Origin of the sequence: Campylobacter sp. RM16188, assembly GCF_012978795.1 — a bacterium.
GTDB lineage: Bacteria > Campylobacterota > Campylobacteria > Campylobacterales > Campylobacteraceae > Campylobacter_A > Campylobacter_A canis.
In genome coordinates, this window is the sequence record NZ_LIWQ01000017.1 from 1 (window position 1) to 16,890 (window position 16,890).

17 protein-coding genes are annotated in these 16,890 nt (G+C 39.7%); 9 read left to right on the plus strand and 8 right to left on the minus strand.

The genetic code is table 11. From position 1 onward, the window contains the following. The first annotated feature begins 72 nt into the window (after positions 1–72). The gene (locus CDOM16188_RS09565; protein ID WP_172201755.1) at positions 73–633 is read left to right on the plus strand and encodes a sulfate ABC transporter ATP-binding protein; all 561 of its coding nucleotides are present in this window, start codon (positions 73–75) and stop codon (positions 631–633) included. Positions 634–697: 64 nt separating this feature from the next. Here CDOM16188_RS09565 and CDOM16188_RS09570 read toward each other — a convergent pair whose 3' ends face one another. The 4 genes from CDOM16188_RS09570 to typA all read right to left on the minus strand — a co-directional run bounded on the left by CDOM16188_RS09570 (position 698) and on the right by typA (position 5,019). After that, positions 698–1,507, minus strand: a complete 810-nt coding sequence (locus CDOM16188_RS09570) for a hypothetical protein (RefSeq protein WP_172201757.1) — start codon at positions 1,505–1,507, stop codon at positions 698–700. Between the two features lie 135 nt (positions 1,508–1,642). Further along, a complete protein-coding gene (locus CDOM16188_RS09575) occupies positions 1,643–2,455 on the minus strand; it encodes a DUF3137 domain-containing protein (RefSeq protein WP_172201759.1) in 813 nt (270 codons plus the stop codon). A gap of 52 nt (positions 2,456–2,507) precedes the next feature. Further along, a complete protein-coding gene (locus tag CDOM16188_RS09580; protein WP_172201761.1) occupies positions 2,508–3,065 on the minus strand; it encodes a LemA family protein in 558 nt (185 codons plus the stop codon). Between the two features lie 145 nt (positions 3,066–3,210). Then, complete coding sequence (typA, locus tag CDOM16188_RS09585) at positions 3,211–5,019, minus strand: translational GTPase TypA (protein ID WP_169941862.1); 1,809 nt, start codon at positions 5,017–5,019, stop codon at positions 3,211–3,213. A 125-nt stretch (positions 5,020–5,144) separates the two neighbouring features. Between typA and CDOM16188_RS09590 the strand changes: the two genes are divergently transcribed. From CDOM16188_RS09590 to CDOM16188_RS09625, 8 genes are all read left to right on the plus strand, one after another. After that, positions 5,145–6,608 (plus strand): flagellar hook-length control protein FliK, encoded by a 1,464-nt coding sequence (locus CDOM16188_RS09590; RefSeq protein ID WP_172201763.1) that lies wholly within the window; start codon positions 5,145–5,147, stop codon positions 6,606–6,608. Positions 6,609–6,628: 20 nt separating this feature from the next. Then, entirely contained in the window at positions 6,629–7,348 is a 720-nt protein-coding gene (locus CDOM16188_RS09595; RefSeq protein ID WP_211436680.1) for a flagellar basal body rod modification protein, read from the plus strand. Between the two features lie 3 nt (positions 7,349–7,351). After that, complete coding sequence (locus tag CDOM16188_RS09600) at positions 7,352–8,977, plus strand: flagellar hook protein FlgE (protein ID WP_172201765.1); 1,626 nt, start codon at positions 7,352–7,354, stop codon at positions 8,975–8,977. Positions 8,978–9,231: 254 nt separating this feature from the next. Then, positions 9,232–10,032, plus strand: coding sequence for a hypothetical protein (locus CDOM16188_RS09605; protein WP_172201767.1), 801 nt, complete (start codon positions 9,232–9,234; stop codon positions 10,030–10,032). A gap of 131 nt (positions 10,033–10,163) precedes the next feature. Beyond that, the gene (locus tag CDOM16188_RS09610) at positions 10,164–11,186 is read left to right on the plus strand and encodes a ribonucleotide-diphosphate reductase subunit beta (protein WP_169941837.1); all 1,023 of its coding nucleotides are present in this window, start codon (positions 10,164–10,166) and stop codon (positions 11,184–11,186) included. Continuing rightward, complete coding sequence (locus CDOM16188_RS09615; protein WP_216656281.1) at positions 11,173–11,943, plus strand: carbon-nitrogen hydrolase family protein; 771 nt, start codon at positions 11,173–11,175, stop codon at positions 11,941–11,943. Before CDOM16188_RS09610 ends, CDOM16188_RS09615 begins: the two co-directional genes overlap by 14 nt. 9 nt (positions 11,944–11,952) lie before the next feature. Next, positions 11,953–12,585 (plus strand): protein-L-isoaspartate(D-aspartate) O-methyltransferase, encoded by a 633-nt coding sequence (locus tag CDOM16188_RS09620; RefSeq protein ID WP_169941835.1) that lies wholly within the window; start codon positions 11,953–11,955, stop codon positions 12,583–12,585. 54 nt (positions 12,586–12,639) lie between these two features. Further along, the gene (locus CDOM16188_RS09625) at positions 12,640–12,855 is read left to right on the plus strand and encodes a hypothetical protein (protein WP_172201769.1); all 216 of its coding nucleotides are present in this window, start codon (positions 12,640–12,642) and stop codon (positions 12,853–12,855) included. 49 nt (positions 12,856–12,904) lie between these two features. Here CDOM16188_RS09625 and CDOM16188_RS09630 read toward each other — a convergent pair whose 3' ends face one another. From CDOM16188_RS09630 to CDOM16188_RS09645, 4 genes are all read right to left on the minus strand, one after another. Beyond that, positions 12,905–13,081 carry a hypothetical protein gene (locus CDOM16188_RS09630; RefSeq protein ID WP_172201771.1) on the minus strand — a complete coding sequence of 59 codons (177 nt, stop codon included), beginning with the start codon at positions 13,079–13,081 and terminating at the stop codon, positions 12,905–12,907. 132 nt (positions 13,082–13,213) lie between these two features. Further along, a complete protein-coding gene (locus CDOM16188_RS09635) occupies positions 13,214–13,630 on the minus strand; it encodes a hypothetical protein (protein ID WP_172201773.1) in 417 nt (138 codons plus the stop codon). An 8-nt stretch (positions 13,631–13,638) separates the two neighbouring features. Next, complete coding sequence (gene recJ, locus CDOM16188_RS09640) at positions 13,639–15,210, minus strand: single-stranded-DNA-specific exonuclease RecJ (protein WP_172201775.1); 1,572 nt, start codon at positions 15,208–15,210, stop codon at positions 13,639–13,641. Next, on the minus strand, positions 15,200–16,858 hold the full coding sequence (locus tag CDOM16188_RS09645; RefSeq protein WP_172201777.1) for a CTP synthase: 1,659 nt from the start codon (positions 16,856–16,858) through the stop codon (positions 15,200–15,202). Before CDOM16188_RS09645 ends, recJ begins: the two co-directional genes overlap by 11 nt. Positions 16,859–16,890: the final 32 nt, after the last annotated feature.

The window sequence follows — 16,890 nt, forward strand, 5'->3', positions numbered from 1 at the left end:
ATCGAAAATATATTAATCTCATATTACTCATTTGCAGTATAATTAGTTTAAATTTATCATTCGGAGGCAAATTTGAAAGGCGATGAGAATTTAAAAAACTACTTTTCAAAGCTGGACTTAAGCGGTGAAATTTCAGACAAATTTTTAGATCAATTCATGAAAGATCTTATAATACACCGCACTCTTGTAATTTCCGGGCTTGAATTTGCCTTCGCAGAAATTGAAATTTATCTATCAAGCAAAGATAAAAACGTCTATAAAAGAGACACAAAAGCGGGTGAAATTTTCTTTCACAACTTTGGCTTTGATATCTGTTTTGCAACTAAAGATGGCAAATTTGGCGGAGTGCTTATCCGATCTTTAAGACAAATTTATCCTGAAAACAAGAGCGAATTTATCCTCGGACCAAGACGGTGCATGAGTAAAATTTTAAACTCAACTATCAACGAGCTAAATTTCGCACTTGAAATCTCCAAAGATAAAGAAAATTTTGGCTCTAGAAGCCAAAGGATAAGAAGAGAGATAGATAAAAAGCCTTTAAGATTTACAAGCGAGAGTTTTGAAAATTTTATCGCAAGCAACGATAAAGAGGCTAAAATTTATAAAACATCTTTAAAACGTTACGAGCGTTAAAAACTTGGCGATTTATCGCTCGCATATCAAGTCTAAAGCTATCAATTCGCAGTCATTTGCAAATTTATCTATAAACAAAATGATCGTCGCTTTTAAAATCCACTACCTCAAAAGTGCCTTTCCATGCAAAAATATAGATAAAAAAGCTAACAAGCAGAAAAATTCCGCCAAAGAAGCTTAAAAAATCCAAAACAACCATCACAAAGCCGGCAGAGTAAAACACGATATATTTCCTAAAAAGCCCGTTGCGAGTAAGACGCGCAAGCTCGGAAAATACGTTAAATTGAATCATGAACACATATATAAGCAAAGCTAGAGTCGCAAGCTTAACCGCTACTATCAAATTTGCAAATTCAAGCATCAAGCTTGACGCTATAATCATAACCGCCGAAAAACCGATCAAAATAAACATAGATTTAGCGTAATTAGTATGTATATCGCGGCTTTGCGAGATAGTGGCGATATTTTTTAACGCACAATAAGTTAGCATCATCCCCGAAATAATCGCAACAACTTCAAGGACCTCTTGCTTTTTGCCAAAAACATCAAAAAACACTATATATATTTTGATCAAAGCAGGCAAGAGTGCAGATGAAATTCCTTGCCATTTAGCAACCGACAGCAATTCGTAATCTCTTGCCGCTTTTATCGTCTGCTCGCTTCTTTGGGGCTCTTTTTGAGGATCATTTTCAGCCGGCTTGCTTTCATCTTCAGGCTGTATAATAAATATATTTTTAGCTTGAGTGCCTTCCGGCCTAAAGCGAACTCTATCGCCGATAGCGGCTATGGCGTTTTTGCAATCATCTTCGCTGAATTTGTAGTATTTACCGTCATCGGCGGCTATAGTATCGGCATTTAGAACCGTTCCTTTCATAAACTCTCCTTGCAAGAACGATTTTACTTGACAAACAAGCCAATTATAGCAAACTTAATAAATTTAAGATGATTTATACATCTAAGCAATAATTCAGTAGCATAAACAGTCTTCGTAATAAATACAAATTTTACGCTAACTCATCCAAATTTTACGGTTTAAATTTAGATCGCGGACGATACTTATGAAGCTTTTTATCTCGTTTTCATATCCCGCGATCGCTTTGCTTTTGCCGACTAACATCTGCGACATATCAGGCTCAAAACTATCCTTGTCCATATCAATTGCCATATAAATTTTATCGGCTATCAAAACGACGTTCATAGGGCAATTAAACCTGCGCTCAAGATACCTAAACTGCTGCATAAGATAAGGAGTTAGAGCATATCTAGCACCGATCTGATCGGTCGTATAGACATCAAATATCTCTTCAAATTCCACATCGTCCATATAAGCTTTATGCCCGTATCTTTTAAATTTGGTAGAAAAATCCTTGTGCCTAATTTGCGTTACACAGCTTAATTTCTTATGAAAATCCGCTACAAAAACTACGCCCAAAAACTGCACGCTTTGTCTTTTGCCGTTTTTAGTTTCGATAGTTTTTGACGCTCGCACATCGCTAAATTTGATATTTACGCCATCCACATCGCCAAATATCAAGTCGTTGCCAGTGTATTTATCGATACCCGAAGTATCGTAAAGCACCTCAAAATGCCCTATATGCACAAATTCCGTTCTACTGTAATTAAGCCCTAAATTTTCAACTATCTTTTGTATCACTTGTTGCTTAAATTTCTTCGTAAAATCCTCGGTAAGCATGTTTTTAAAAAATCCAAGCAAGCCAAAAAAACAGACGACACAAACTAACACACTTTGAGATATATCTCCCGTAAGGTTATACAAAACCCCGCCGGTAAAGAGGCTGATAGAAGCTACCAATATCCTCATACGAGTGAGTTTGGCGTTAATTTTTTTGCGCTCAAGCTCCAAAAGAGCCAAATCAGTCACGTTTAAAAAGCTCGCTTACATTATGGTTTGCGCGTTCATTTTCAGGAGCTTTGAAAAACGCCGCCTTTTTGAAATTCATCAAATTTGCAACGATATTTGAAGGAAACATCTCAACGGCATTGTTATACTGCGTAACTGCGGCGTTATAAGCCCTTCTGGCTGCTGAAATTTGCTCTTCGACCTCGTTTAGGCTCTTTTGTAAAGTTAATATATTTTCATTTGCTTTTAGCTCAGGATAGTTCTCGACCGCAACTTTTAAATTCGGCATAAGCCCTGAAATTTCGCTGTTTAGATCAAATTTTTGCTCGCTTGTCATAGCTCCTTGCGCACTTGATCTAAGTGCGGTAATGCGCTCTAAAAGGGATTTTTCATGCACCAGATACTCTTTTACGGAAGCTACCAAATTTGGTATGAGATCATAGCGACGCTTAAGCTGAGTATCGACTCCCGATTCGATATTTGAAACTTGATTTCGCTTCATAACAAGCGAGTTGTATATAAGCACAAAAGGCAAAACAAGGGCAACAAAAGCCCCTAAAGCATAATACATCTCTCATCCTTTTTGTTTAAAATTTTAAATAAAGTATATCAAAAATAGGGTTAAAATTTATAATTAATTATTATGAAGAGTGCGAAGGATATGATCTGAATTTGTAGCCGCAAATTTCATCACGACTACAAAATTTTAGTTTATTTTACTCTTTTGATTTTGCCATTCTGCGTCTTATAGTCGGGTCAAGATAGCGTTTTCTGACACGAATATTTACAGGCGTTACTTCGACCAGCTCATCTTCTTCGATCCATTCAAGAGCGCGCTCAAGACTTAGTTTTCTAGGAGGAACAAGCTTGATCGCATCATCGCTTCCGCTTGCGCGCACGTTGGTTAAATTTTTACCTTTGATAGGATTTACGTCAAGGTCGTTTGGACGGCTATGCTCTCCGATTATCATACCCACATAAACCTTAGTCTGCGGATCGACAAAAAGCACGCCGCGATCTTGCAAGTTAAATAGCGAATACGCAAGCGTTACGCCGTTTTCCATAGAAACCAGCGCGCCGTTGCCTCTTTGCTCCACGCTTCCGCTAAGCGGGCGGAATTCCAAAAAGCTATGATTCATCACGCCTTCGCCTTTGGTATCTGTTAAGAACTGACTTCTAAAGCCGATTAATCCGCGCGCAGGGATTTCAAATTCGATTCTGGTTTGTCCGTCACCCGTAGGACTCATCGAAACCATTTCAGCCTTTCTTCGACCAAGTTTTTCTATAACCGTTCCGCTAAATTCATCAGGCACGTCTATCACAAGCAGCTCAAAAGGCTCGCATCTTACGCCTTCGATCTCTTTTACGATTACTTCAGGTCTGCCAAGACAAAATTCAAAGCCCTCTCGGCGCATATTTTCAGCCAAGATCGTTATCTGAAGCTCGCCCCGCCCGCTAACTTTAAATTTCCCTTCGCCTTGGTTTTCATACTTCATCGCGATATTTGTCTTCATCTCGTTTGCAAGTCGCTCATCAATCTTATTTGACGTTACGTGTTTGCCTTCCGTTCCCGCAAGCGGGCTATCGTTAACCGAAAAAACTACGCTCAAAGTAGGCTCTTCTATGCGAAGCGGATCAAGCGGCATAGGCGAATTTGGATCAACCACGCTATCACCCACGTCAAGCGCGTCAAATCCCGCAATCGCCACTATATCGCCCACTCCGGCTTCTTCTATATCACGTCTTTCAAGCCCCAAAAATCCGATGAGTTTTGAAATTCTACCCGTTGATTTCGTGCCGTCCGCTTTGGCTAGCATTACGTTTTGGTTTTTAGAAATTTTGCCGTTAAAAATTCTCGCAATACCTATTTTGCCCACATAATTATCATAATCAAGCGTGAAAACTTGAAGCTGCAAAGGATTTTCCAAATTTCCGCTAGGCTCAGGCACATGCGCTAAAATCGTCTCAAAAAGCGGCTTCATATCGACATTTTCATCGCTTAAATTTAACTTTGCATAACCGTTTCTAGCAGCTGCATAAACAACAGGGAATTCAAGCTGCTCGTCATTTGCTTCAAGAGCCACGAAAAGATCAAAAATTTCATTTACTACGCGATCAGGATCGCCTGCAGGCTTATCTATCTTATTTACCACAACTATCGGGCGAAGACCCAAAGAAAGAGCCTTTTTAACAACGAATTTGGTTTGTGGCATAACGCCTTCTTGCGCATCCACAAGCAAAAGCACGCCGTCAACCATCTTTAACACACGCTCAACCTCACCGCCAAAATCCGCGTGCCCCGGAGTGTCGATGATGTTTATCTTTGTATCTTTGTATTTTATCGCGGTGTTTTTTGAAAGGATCGTGATACCGCGCTCTCTTTCGATATCGTTACTATCCATAACACGCTCGCCGACGTTTTGATGCTCGTTAAATGTGCCTGATTGTTTAAGCAGCTCATCAACCATCGTCGTCTTGCCGTGATCAACGTGCGCGATGACGGCTATATTTCTAATCTTTTCCAAAATTTTATCTCCAATTTCCTCAAAATAAGTCCGATTATATCTAAATTTTTCTTACATTTTTAATAGGATAAATTTGGAATGAAATTTGCATACAAATTAGAAGTTAAATTTTAAAGGGGCGATTTATGCAAACTTCCCAGAGCAAAATTCTCTCGTTTGACGCTAGTATAGCAGGCGGCATTAAGCAGCAGCCAAATACAAACTCAAGCAGCGAAGAAAACGGCGAATTTCTATCTTTGGTTCTTGAGGCCGCAGCGGGCAAGGGCGAAAATTTAGATGAAAAAGATATAAAAAATATCGTAAATTCCATAAACATGTCGGCTCAAAAAAGAGCGCAATCCGAGCAAAAGAGCGAGGATATAAACGTAAAAGAAATTTTAGGCGACGAAGAGGCGGGCAAGATTTTTACAAACGTTACGTTTATGCAGCTTTTGCAAATCCTTGAGATGTTAAACGGCGGCGAGAAAATTTCCAAATTTCCAAATTTCACCGCTCCGCTTGCCAAAGCTCTTTCAAATGAAGCGACTATCCATGAGCTAAAAGGTGCAAAAAATATCCATGAGCTAATTGCCATTGCTAAAAAGCTAAATTTAGGGCTTGAAAAGATAACGATAAGCAAAGAGCATGCTAGCGAACTAAGCGCTAAATTTCCGAATTTAGGCAAAAAAGAATTTTTTCTACCGGTAAAACCTGCTGAAATTTATAGCATGGAGCTAAAAGCAAAAGTTGAAGAAGCCTTGCAGCTTAGCAAAGACGATGCCCAGCCCGTTAGGCTAAATAAGCTCCTGCAAGAGATTTCAAAAGAAATAGCAAACGAAGCAAGAGCGAATTTAAGCTCAAATTTAGGGGATAAGCAGACTCCAAAAGTGGATAATTTAAAGTCCGCTCAAGTTCAAATTTCAAATGAAAATTTAATAAAAAGCATTGCAAATAGCGAAACAATAAAAGAGGCAGTGGCTCAAAACATACAAAAAGAAATTCAAAAAGAGTCCATAAAAGCAGATATCTCAAAATCCGAAATTTTAAAAGCAGACGAAAAAAGCCTAAATACAAGCAAGGTAAATTTGCAAAGCTTGCTTTATCCTCAAAGAGAACAAAGCGAAACTAACGGAGAACAAAGTAGCCCAAACAGCGAAAGCGAGCTAAATTCCATGGTGCGTGAGATAATGCAAAACGCAAGAAGTCAAAGCAAAAATTTACAGCTTGTAAAACAGACGTTTGATAACTTTAACACTACTCTAAAAGAGCAGGTTGAAGCTTACAAATCGCCTTTTATGCGCTTTAACATTACGCTCAATCCGTTAAATTTAGGCGAGGTTGAGATTACGATGGTAAATCGCGGAAACAACCTGCATATAAATTTTAACTCCACGACGCAAACCATGAATTTGTTTTTGCAAAATCAGGCGGAATTTAAAGCGAGCTTAGTTAATATGGGTTTTACCGAGCTTGAGATGAATTTTAGCGATCAAAATCAAAGAAAAGATCAAGGCGGCAAAGCATATAAAGGTTCGAAATTAACAGAAAACGAAGGCATGGAGATAGCCGAAAGTCCTATGCTTGAAATCGTATTACCGAAGTATATTTAATAATCAAAAAAGGAAAAAATATGGCTACAAATATCAATAACGGCTTAGGCTCAAATCAATTCACAATCGACAAAATGAAAGCGCAAAAAGAGGCTGAAGCACTTGCTAAAGCAAACGGAACAAATCCTAGAGCACAACTTGATAAGGATGCGTTTATGAAACTTCTTTTAACAGAACTTCAATACCAAGATCCGACGAGTCCTATGGATAGCGAAAAGATGCTCACGCAGACATCCCAACTTGCCACTCTTGAAACTCAAGAAAACACAAATCAGATGATGAAAAAACTGGCGGATCAGCTTAAGATGAGTACAAGTATGTATGCGGTTTCGGCTCTTGGCAAGATGGCAAACGTAGGCGAAAGCATAATAGTAAAAACCGATAAATCAACTAATATTAAATTTAACGGCTACTTCGAAAAAGACGCCACTGAAGGCACTTACACTATCAAAGACAAAGAAGGAAACGTCATAAGAAAGCAGACCTTTAAAGACGCTAAAGCTGGAGTTTTTGCCCTTGAGTGGGACGGCAAGGACAACTCCGGCAACGAAGTAAAAGCTGGCGTTTATAATGTAGAGATAGCCTACAAAGACAAAGACGGCAAAGATCACAACAGCGGCACGGGCACATACCCTGTCGAGGCGATTAGATTTGTCGATGGAGAAGCGCAGGTAAAAATCGCAGGGCAATATGTAAATTTAAGCGCGATTAAAGAATTTACCGAACCTAAAAAAGGATAAGAGATGGTAAGAAGCTTTTATAACGGAGTAAGCGGAGTTAAGACGCAAAATTTCGGCATGGACGTTTGGGCGAACAATATCTCAAACATAAACAATGTCGGCTTTACGGCTTCTATCCCTGAGTTTAAAAGCATCTTTTATCAAAGCGTCATAAGCGCGGGCAACAAGCCGACAACCGATCAAGCCGGGCTTGGAGCATCCAGACAAACTACTGCTCTTAGTTTTTACAAACAAGGCTCGATGATAGCTACTGACAACAGGCTTGATATGGCGATACAAGGCGACGGGTTTTTTGGAGTGCTTGATAGAAACGGGCAGACTTACTACACCCGCACGGGGTCTTTTGGCGTAGATAAAGAGGGGTATTTGGTAGATAATAGCGGCAGATACGTAACAGGTGTGCAAAATCCGCTAACTAGCGTAACTCCTAGCAAAAACGCTCTGCAAATTTTTGGCAAAACTCACTCCATTACGCCTTATCTTGAGGCTTATACCTTGGCTGCCGCAAGCGATCTTGAGCTTGGAGATATCGCCTCTCAAGGCAAAATAAAACTGCCTGATTTTTTATATCTACCATCCGAAGTAACGACAAAAATTTCTTATAAAGGCAACTTAAACTCAAGCATCATAAAAGAGCAAGTTGAACTGCCGATTGATGAAAAAACTTACGTAAGCAACGTAGATCTTGCCACAAGAAGGATAAATTTAAGCGGAAAAATAGAAAAAAGCGACACTATATTCGAACCAAAAGAGGGCAATATGGTGCGAGTAAATTTAACCGACGCAAACGGGATAAAAACTTCGGTAATCGGCGCGCTTGATAAAGAGGGCAATTGGGTCATAAACGAGCCGCTACCTGCGACGTTTGATCTTACTAAACCTCTTAGCATAAGCGCAACATTAACAACCGTGCAGGAAAAAGCAAACAAAGAGAAATTCGTAACCGAACTATACGGACCAAACGGCGAGAAAAACACCCTTATGATTGATTTTACGAAAAAAATCCCTCAAGGCGCAAACCAAACAATCTGGCAAGCCGTAGCTACCGTAACAGCGCCTGATAAAAGCGTGCTTTCAACTTCAAAGGGCGAATTTGTATTTGGTGATAAAGGTACGCTCATCTCACACACTTTGAGCGGGCTTAGTAATGGAGGAACTCCTCTAAAAATCGACTTTGGCTCGCAAACTCCGGCAGGATACGTTGGGCTAACAAGCAGTGCAGGAGCAAAAACTCTATCCGTAACCAAAGACGGCGGCGCAGAAGGAATTCTCAAAGAGTATTTCACAAACAGCAGCGGAAATATCCTTGCAAGCTTTACTAACGGCAAATCAATAGCCGTAGGCAAGGTTGCGCTTTATCACTTTCAAAACAAGCAAGGATTAGCAAAGCTTGGCGAAAATATCTACGCTCAAAGTGCAAATTCTGGTGTACCGATATTTTACAAAGATAAAAGCGGTAAGAGTATCTACGGGGCAAAAGTCGCAAGCTCGACGCTGGAGCAGTCAAATGTAAATTTGGCCCAAGCGCTAACCGAGGTAATCGCCATACAAAAGGCATTTGACGCAAACGCAAAAAGTATCACGACAAGCGATGATATGATAAAAACGGCGATAAATTTAAGAAGATAACTCTTCTCTTTCGGCGAGTTTAGTTAAGCGCTATATTCGCCGAATTTATAAATTTCAATTGAAACTTAAAAATATAAAATAAATTTATTCCAAGCTAAGACTTGATTTTGTAAAATTATGATACCGATTTTCATTATAATAGCAAATCGGCAAGAAAGTTGCCAAGAGATAGGATATGTAAAATAACTTATTAAATATATACACCTATATATTAGCTCTTTTAAAAATACTAAATTTAGTCTAAAAGGATAAAAATGGAAGAATTTGAAAAGATAAATTTATATCTTGAAGAGGTAAAGATACAAATCAATCAAGCAACCGGCAGATTAATTGATACAAATAAAGATTTTAAAGACATCAAAACTTTACAATCGTCATTTTACGTCTATAACGCGTTAAAAAAGATATATGAAATTTATCCCGAGTTAAATGAAAGCATGGGTAAAGGACTTGACGGAAGCGAAGAAAAACGAATAAAATTTGAGAATTTGGGTTGGATATTTAAAGAGGCAATCAACCTAGAAAATCAAAATAGATTAACAACCGCCATAGAGCTATACGAAGAGCTGCTTGCTAAAGCAGACGAAGGATACTTCAAGTTTTTTGCACAAGCTGGAATTTATCGCTGCAAGAATCAAATTCCAAAAACAAAAGACGAGCCTTCAAAAGAGCCTTTAAAGCAAGCGAATTTGGAAATAGGCTGTGCTTTAAACTATCTTCAGGAAGTAATTTGCATGCTTGAGATTATGCAAAAGGATAAATTCAAGTCGTGTGACGATATAAAAAAAGAAGTTGCTACTGCTGCGTTTTATCTAATTTCAGCCAAGCAAAAACTGGGCGAAAATAGCTTGCAAGAAGGCTTATCTCAGGCTTTAAAGCAAGAGTATGACGAACTAATTAGCGCTCTTAAAAATGCTAGCGAGCTTGAAAAGAAAGGCGAGCTTAAAGATGCAAGAGAATTTTACGCCAAAATTTCAAGCTCAAATTTACACTATTTTTCACTTCGTGGCGAAGCGGGTCTTTATCGCTGCGACCAAGACAGAAAGACTAAATAAATTTTTATAATTTCCTATTATACAGCCCTATGCAAATAACTCTAGGGCTTAATTTAAACGCCTTTAAAGGCTTTTAAATTTTATCTTAGATAAAATCTTTATCACAACTTAATTCAGATGAAAGATAAACTATGGAAAGAAAAAGAATTTACAACCCGAGTTCAGATGAAACGCTAACCGACAGGCGCGTTTTTAACGGTAATCCGCACGGAATTTTAAATTTCACTAAAGCCAAATACCAATGGGCGCTTAAGCTTTGGGATCTGATGGAAGCTAACACTTGGTTTCCAAAAGAGGTCGATACAACCGATGACGTGCGCGACTACACATACAACCTAACCGAAGCTGAAAAGCGCATGTATGATCTGGTTTGGAGCCAGCTTATCTCTATGGACAGCTTTCAGACAAACAACCTCGCAGACAACATCAACCCATATATCACGGCTCCTGAAATCAACGCGTGTCTAGCGCGCCAAGCGTATGAGGAGGCAAACCACAGTAAATCTTACGCTGTTATGGTTGAAGCGATTTGCGATAACACCGATCTTATCTACGAGATGGAAAAGCACGATGACGTACTGCGCGAGAAAAACGACTACATCTCAAGCGTATATGAAGAGCTTGCGGGAGAGGTTACCGATGAAAAGCTCTTGCTTGCGATGGTGGCAAATCAAATTTTAGAAGGAATTTATTTTTACAGCGGTTTTATGGCGATTTATGCATTGGCTCGTGCGGGCAAAATGCTTGGAAGCGCGCAGATGATTAGATTTATTCAGCGCGACGAGATCACCCACCTGCTGCTCTTTCAAAACATGATAAATTCGGTTCGAAACGAGCGCCCGGATCTCTTTACGCCTGAAATCGAGGCTAAAATTTATGATATGTTCAAAAAAGCCGGTGAGCTTGAGATAAAGTGGGGCAAATACATCACTCAAAATCAGATAATGGGGCTAACGGGCGAGATAATCGAAGAGTACATCCACTATCTAATCGATCAGCGCCTAGTAGCGATCAAGCTAAACAAAATTTACAACGCTTCCCATCCGATAAAATGGGTTGATGACTTTGCTAAATTTAACGATCAAAAGGCGAATTTCTTTGAAGGAAAAGTCACAAACTACTCAAAAGGAAGCTTGAGTTTTGACGATTTCTAACGAAATTTGTGAACTGAATTTAGTTCCCGTTACGCTTTTTGCAAAGGATTATGAAGGCAGACTGAAAGAATTGGCAAATTTTATTAAAAACACGCCTTCAAATTCGCTCATTTTAGCTAGTGAGCTTTGTATAAGCGGATATGATTTTAACGGTCTTTTAAAGAGTAAAAGCGATACAAGCACGCTTGATAAGCTTGATAATAAGCTTGTAAAAAAACTTAAAGAAGTGCTTGAGGCGGATAAATTTCTTGGCTTTACGCACTTAACAAGCTTCAAGCACGAAGACGATGCTAAAAAACAAAGTCAAAAAAGCCAACAAAGAACTAAAATTTATAACGAATTCTTGCTTTTAAATTCGGCTGAAATTTTTCACAAACAAGCCAAACACAAGCTGTTTAAGCCGAATTTAGAAGATGAAAAATTTGACACAGGGGGTGAAGAGGGCATAAGAATTTTTGAGTTTTACAATATAAAGATAGGTGTTTTAATCTGCTTTGAACTTAGATTTGCGGAATTTTGGGTAAAGTTACAAGAGTGTGACATAATCTTAGCGCCCGCAATGTGGGGAAAAGCCAGAGAAGAAGCTTATATGACGCTTTGTAAGGCTTTAGCAATAGTTAATAATTGCTTTGTTGTGGCATCAAGCTCGCTTGATTTGGAATTTAGCGGAGTATTTTTGCCAAGCGGTGAGTTCAAAAAAGAGGTGAAATTTGATAAAAACCTCATCGTAAAAGCTAGGCAAAGCATAGGAAAATAGGTAAAAAATATGACTGGATTAGAAATTTCAAAATGTACTATTATGGCTGACGAGATAGCTGACGAGCTGATATTGTCGCCGGAACTTTATAAAGCACTAAGGCAAACTCCAAGAGGGGTCTTTGCTCCGGTCAGCACGCACGCTTACAAACTTGATGCGCAGCCCATAAGCGGCAATCAGTGGATAAGCTCGCCATTAACGGTCGCCAAGATGACTTTGGCGCTTGAGGCGGACGGTGTTGATAATGTGCTTGAGATAGGATGCGGAAGTGGGTATCAGGCTGCCATTTTGGCAAAGCTGGCTCACAGGGTTTTTAGCGTGGAGAGGATAGAAAAGCTTGCAACCGAAGCTAAAAAGAGGTTCGAAACTCTTAACATCAAAAACATCCACGTTAGATATGATGACGGCAACAACGGCTGGAAAAGCTATGCGCCGTATGATAGAATTTTGCTCTCGGCAGCGACTGAAAGCGTGCCGCAAAATTTGTTTAATCAGCTTAAAAATGGCGGAATTTTGGTTGCTCCAATCAAAAAAGGAGACAAACAATACATCGTCAAATTTCAAAAAGACGACAATGGAAATATCCGCGAAACGAAGCTTGATGAGTGCATGTTTGTGCCACTTTTAAAAGGCAGAGAGTAATATTAACAATAAAAGTGTATAGTTAATGCACAAATTTTCCAACAAGGAGCTAAAATGGCAACAGATCGCGAACTAATCAACTTCTCAGAAGAGCATGAGCTAAACTCAATACTTGCAAAACACGGTAAATCCCAAAGTGCGACTAACCGTAAAGTGCTTTGCGAGATCGGCAAAGAGTGCAAGGAAAAGCTTGGCAAAACTATCTTAAAACAAGAGGATCTTGACGGGTTCATCAAAAAGCATTTAGATCGCTTGGAAGATAAAAAATAGATCTATTTTTTAAGCCCGAGATGTTTCGGGCTTTTATCAAATTTACTTTTTACAAGTCGCTTGAGTCGAATTTAAACTCTCCAAACACATTTCCGTTAAACCTATAGCTCCAAATAACGCTATTTGTATAGTCTTGGAAATCCGATAATGTAGTGTAATACAAATTTTTGATAATATTTCTTTGCACGTCAAAAAATAGCTTCTTTGCAATGTCGTCTATTCTCACTGGAATATTGCTACTTGTATTTTCGGTAATTTGTTTTAGAAAATTTCTTCACAAGAGTGTGCAAAAGAATAGATGTTTAAGACGACCAAAAATACAGAGAAAAAATATTTGTTTCATTTTAAAATCCAAATTTTAGCGCACATACGACTTGCAATCCTTTGGCGTATAACCAAATTCTGCAAATTTTTTGCCGCCAAACTCATATAGCCAAACAACTTTCTGCGTATAAGCATGAAGCCCTCTAAATGCGTTACAATAATTAACTCCAAGGATAGCGCTTTGCTTGTATTTGAAATTCTCGATATCCTCAGCCTTAAACTCTGAAATTTTGAAATTTGCGCTATCTTTTAGCTCATATTTATAAGTAAGCACGCCCTCTTTGCACTCAGCGCCCATAAGAGTTACGGAGTCATCTATCTTTTCGGGAGCATTTTTATTTAGCTCCAAAAGCATCTCTTTCATATCTTTACTATCGCACAACTTGCCATCGGCAAAAGCAAAATTTAGGCTAGAAAACGCTAAAAATACCGCTAAAACAGCTCTTTTCATTTTCCGTCTCAAACTATCTCTTTAACTAAAAGTTGCGGCGTGATAAGTCCGCGAAACGAATTTTTAGAGACCGAAACGACTAAATTTATGCTATCTCCGATGTGAGGCTGCCTATCGAAGTTAAAAAACAGCGCTTCAAGGCTCTTGCCTTCTTTTTGTAAGATAAGCTTTAAGTGGTTTTGCTCTCTGCCGATAAGCTTTTTGTTTTTTACGATGACCTCGTTTAGCCTAAAGAGCGGACGCGGATTTTTCTGTCCGTAAGGCTCGAAAAATTCCAAAATTTCAAGCAATTCAAAGTCAATCTCGCTAGCCCTTATCTCCCCTAAAAGCTCATCGGAGCTAACAAAATCATGCATATCCATTAAAAAGCAAGCTTGATTTATCGCCGTTTTAAAGGCTTCTAAGTTGCAAGGATCTATCACTATACCGGCAGCGCCCTTGTGTCCGCCGTATCCGCTTAAAAGCTCTTCATGCTTTGCGATAAGAGAGAGTATATCGATCTTGCCGACACTTCTTGCACTTCCTTTTGCACGGTTTTCATCGATACTAAAGACGATCGCAGGCTTTTTAAAGTGCTTTGCAAGGCGACTTGCGACTATGCCGATAACGCCTTCGTGCCAGTCTTTGCCCCATGTTACGATGATATTTTCATCCTCTTTTACATCTTTTAACGAGCACTCATAAAGCATTCTCTCCTCTTCTTTGCGAGAGTTGTTAAAATCAACGATCATGTCAAGATATAAGTTGGCTTCGTCTATGTTTTTGGTATGTAAGAATTTAAACGAATTTATCGCATCATCCATTCTTCCTGAGGAATTTATAAGAGGAGCGATGAGAAAACTTATATCATCGCACTCAAATTTATCCTTGCCGTAAAACTGTTTAATAGCCGTAAATGCGGCGCGCTTAGATGAATTTAGCTTGATTATGCCAAGCTTAACGAGCATGCGATTTAGATCCCTTAACTCCATCATGTCAGCAATTATCGCAATCGCTAAAAGATCGATAAATTTCGCCATATCGTATTCAATCTTTAGCACGTCCTTTAGCGCACCCACCAGATACCAAGCCACTTGCGCGCCGCAAATTTCGATATTTGGGAAAGGGCAGTCTTTTTGCTTTGGATTTATGATCGCGTAAGCATCGGGCAAAATTTCAGGCGGCATGTGATGATCTGTTATAATCAGATCGATTTTGTATTTTTTACAAACCTCAGCCGCTTCGGTCGCAGAGATACCGTTATCAACGGTTATGATGAGGTCTGCGTCTCTTACCTCTTCAACGATTTGCGCATTTAAGCCGTATCCGTCGCTAAAGCGGTTTGGTATGCGCACAAAATAGTTACTAACTCCCAAATCATCGAAAAATTCAGCCATGATGACGCTTGCGATAACTCCGTCCACGTCGTAATCACCCACTACGACGATCTTTTCTTCGCGCATTATCGCCTCTTTTATGCGATTTGCGCCCTTAAAGATATCTTTTAACGCATCAGGCGTGGGAATTTCTGAAATCTTTTTATGCAAATCCTTGCTAAAACGTTCGTTCAGTAACTCCCTTATGTCATTTTTACTTAACATGATTTTTTATCGACGCGTCGATAAAATTCAAAATCACTGCATTTGGGTTGGTTAGGCGAGATGTAAATTCGGGGTGAAACTGCACGCCTACAAACCAAGGATGAGAGTTTAGCTCGACAACTTCGATTAGTCCGTCGCTCTCTCCGCTTACGATAAGTCCCGCTTTTTCAAATTCGCCTCTATATTTCGGATTGGCTTCGTAGCGATGTCTGTGACGCTCTTTTACCTCTTTTGCTCCGCCGTAAATCTCGCTTAAAAGCGAATCCTTCTTTATCTCACAGCTATAAGCTCCAAGCCTCATCGTGCCTCCGATCGGGCTTTGGTGAGTGCGAATTTGCTTTTCGCCGTTTGCGTCTATGAAACTATCGATCAGATAGATTATGGGATTTATGCACTCTTTATCAAATTCAACCGAATTTGCTCCTTCTAAATGAAGCACGTTTTTTGCAAATTCTATCATCGCAAGCTGCATACCAAGACAAATTCCAAGATACGGGATTTTATTTTCACGAGCAAATTTTATCGCCTGCATCTTGCCGCTTACTCCACGCTCGCCAAATCCGCCTGCAACAAGCACACCATCAACGTCTTTTAACAGTTCTTCAACATTTTCAGCCTCGATTTTTTCGCTATCAATCCACTTTAAATTCACTCTTGCGTCCAAATTTGCACCCGCGTGAATTATGCTTTCCGTAAGGCTTTTGTAGCTCTCTTTAAGATCGACGTATTTACCGACAAAGGCTATGGTAGTCTCTTTTGTAGGCGCTATTATGCGCTTAACGAGACTATCCCAGTTTTTCATGTTTACTTCAAGCTCGCCAAGATTTAAAATTTCAGCTATCGGACTTAGTATATCTTGGTTTAAAAACGTAAGCGGAATTTGATAAATGCTTTGGCTATCAACGCTTTCGATAACGCAGTTTTTCTCGACACCGCAGCTTGACGCGATCTTGTCTTTCAGCTCGCGGTTTAGCGGCTGTTCGCTTCTGCAAATTATCATATCAGGGCTTATACCTATGCGGCGAAGTTCGCCTACGCTGTGCTGAGTAGGCTTTGTTTTAAGCTCGCCCGCAACCTTGATATATGGCACCAGCGTTAGGTGGATATTCATAGCGCGCTTACGACCCACTTCGACTCTAAGCGCACGAATCGCCTCAAGAAACGGCAATCCCTCGATGTCTCCGACAGTTCCGCCTATCTCAACGATGAGGATATCTTGCCCTTCGCCGGCTTTTTTGATACGATCAACGATCTCGCCTACGATATGAGGGATAACTTGGATAGTTTTGCCAAGATAATCGCCTCTGCGCTCCTTTTCTATAACCGAGCTATAAACTCGACCTGTGGTGAAGTTATTATCCTGACTTAAGCTCTCATCCAAAAAGCGCTCATAATGCCCCAAATCAAGATCGGTCTCGGCTCCGTCATCGGTTACAAAGACCTCTCCGTGCTCAAGCGGACTCATAGTGCCCGGATCTACGTTGATATAAGGATCGGCTTTGAGTATGCTTACTTTAAGCCCCGTATTTTTAAGCAGAGTTCCTATACTAGCTGCCGCTATGCCCTTGCCAAGTGAGCTAAGCACGCCACCTGTGATAAATATATACTTCGTCTCTTCACGTAGCTTTTTTTGCCGAGATTTATCCATTGAAATTTCCTCTGTGATTTTATTTTAATGGC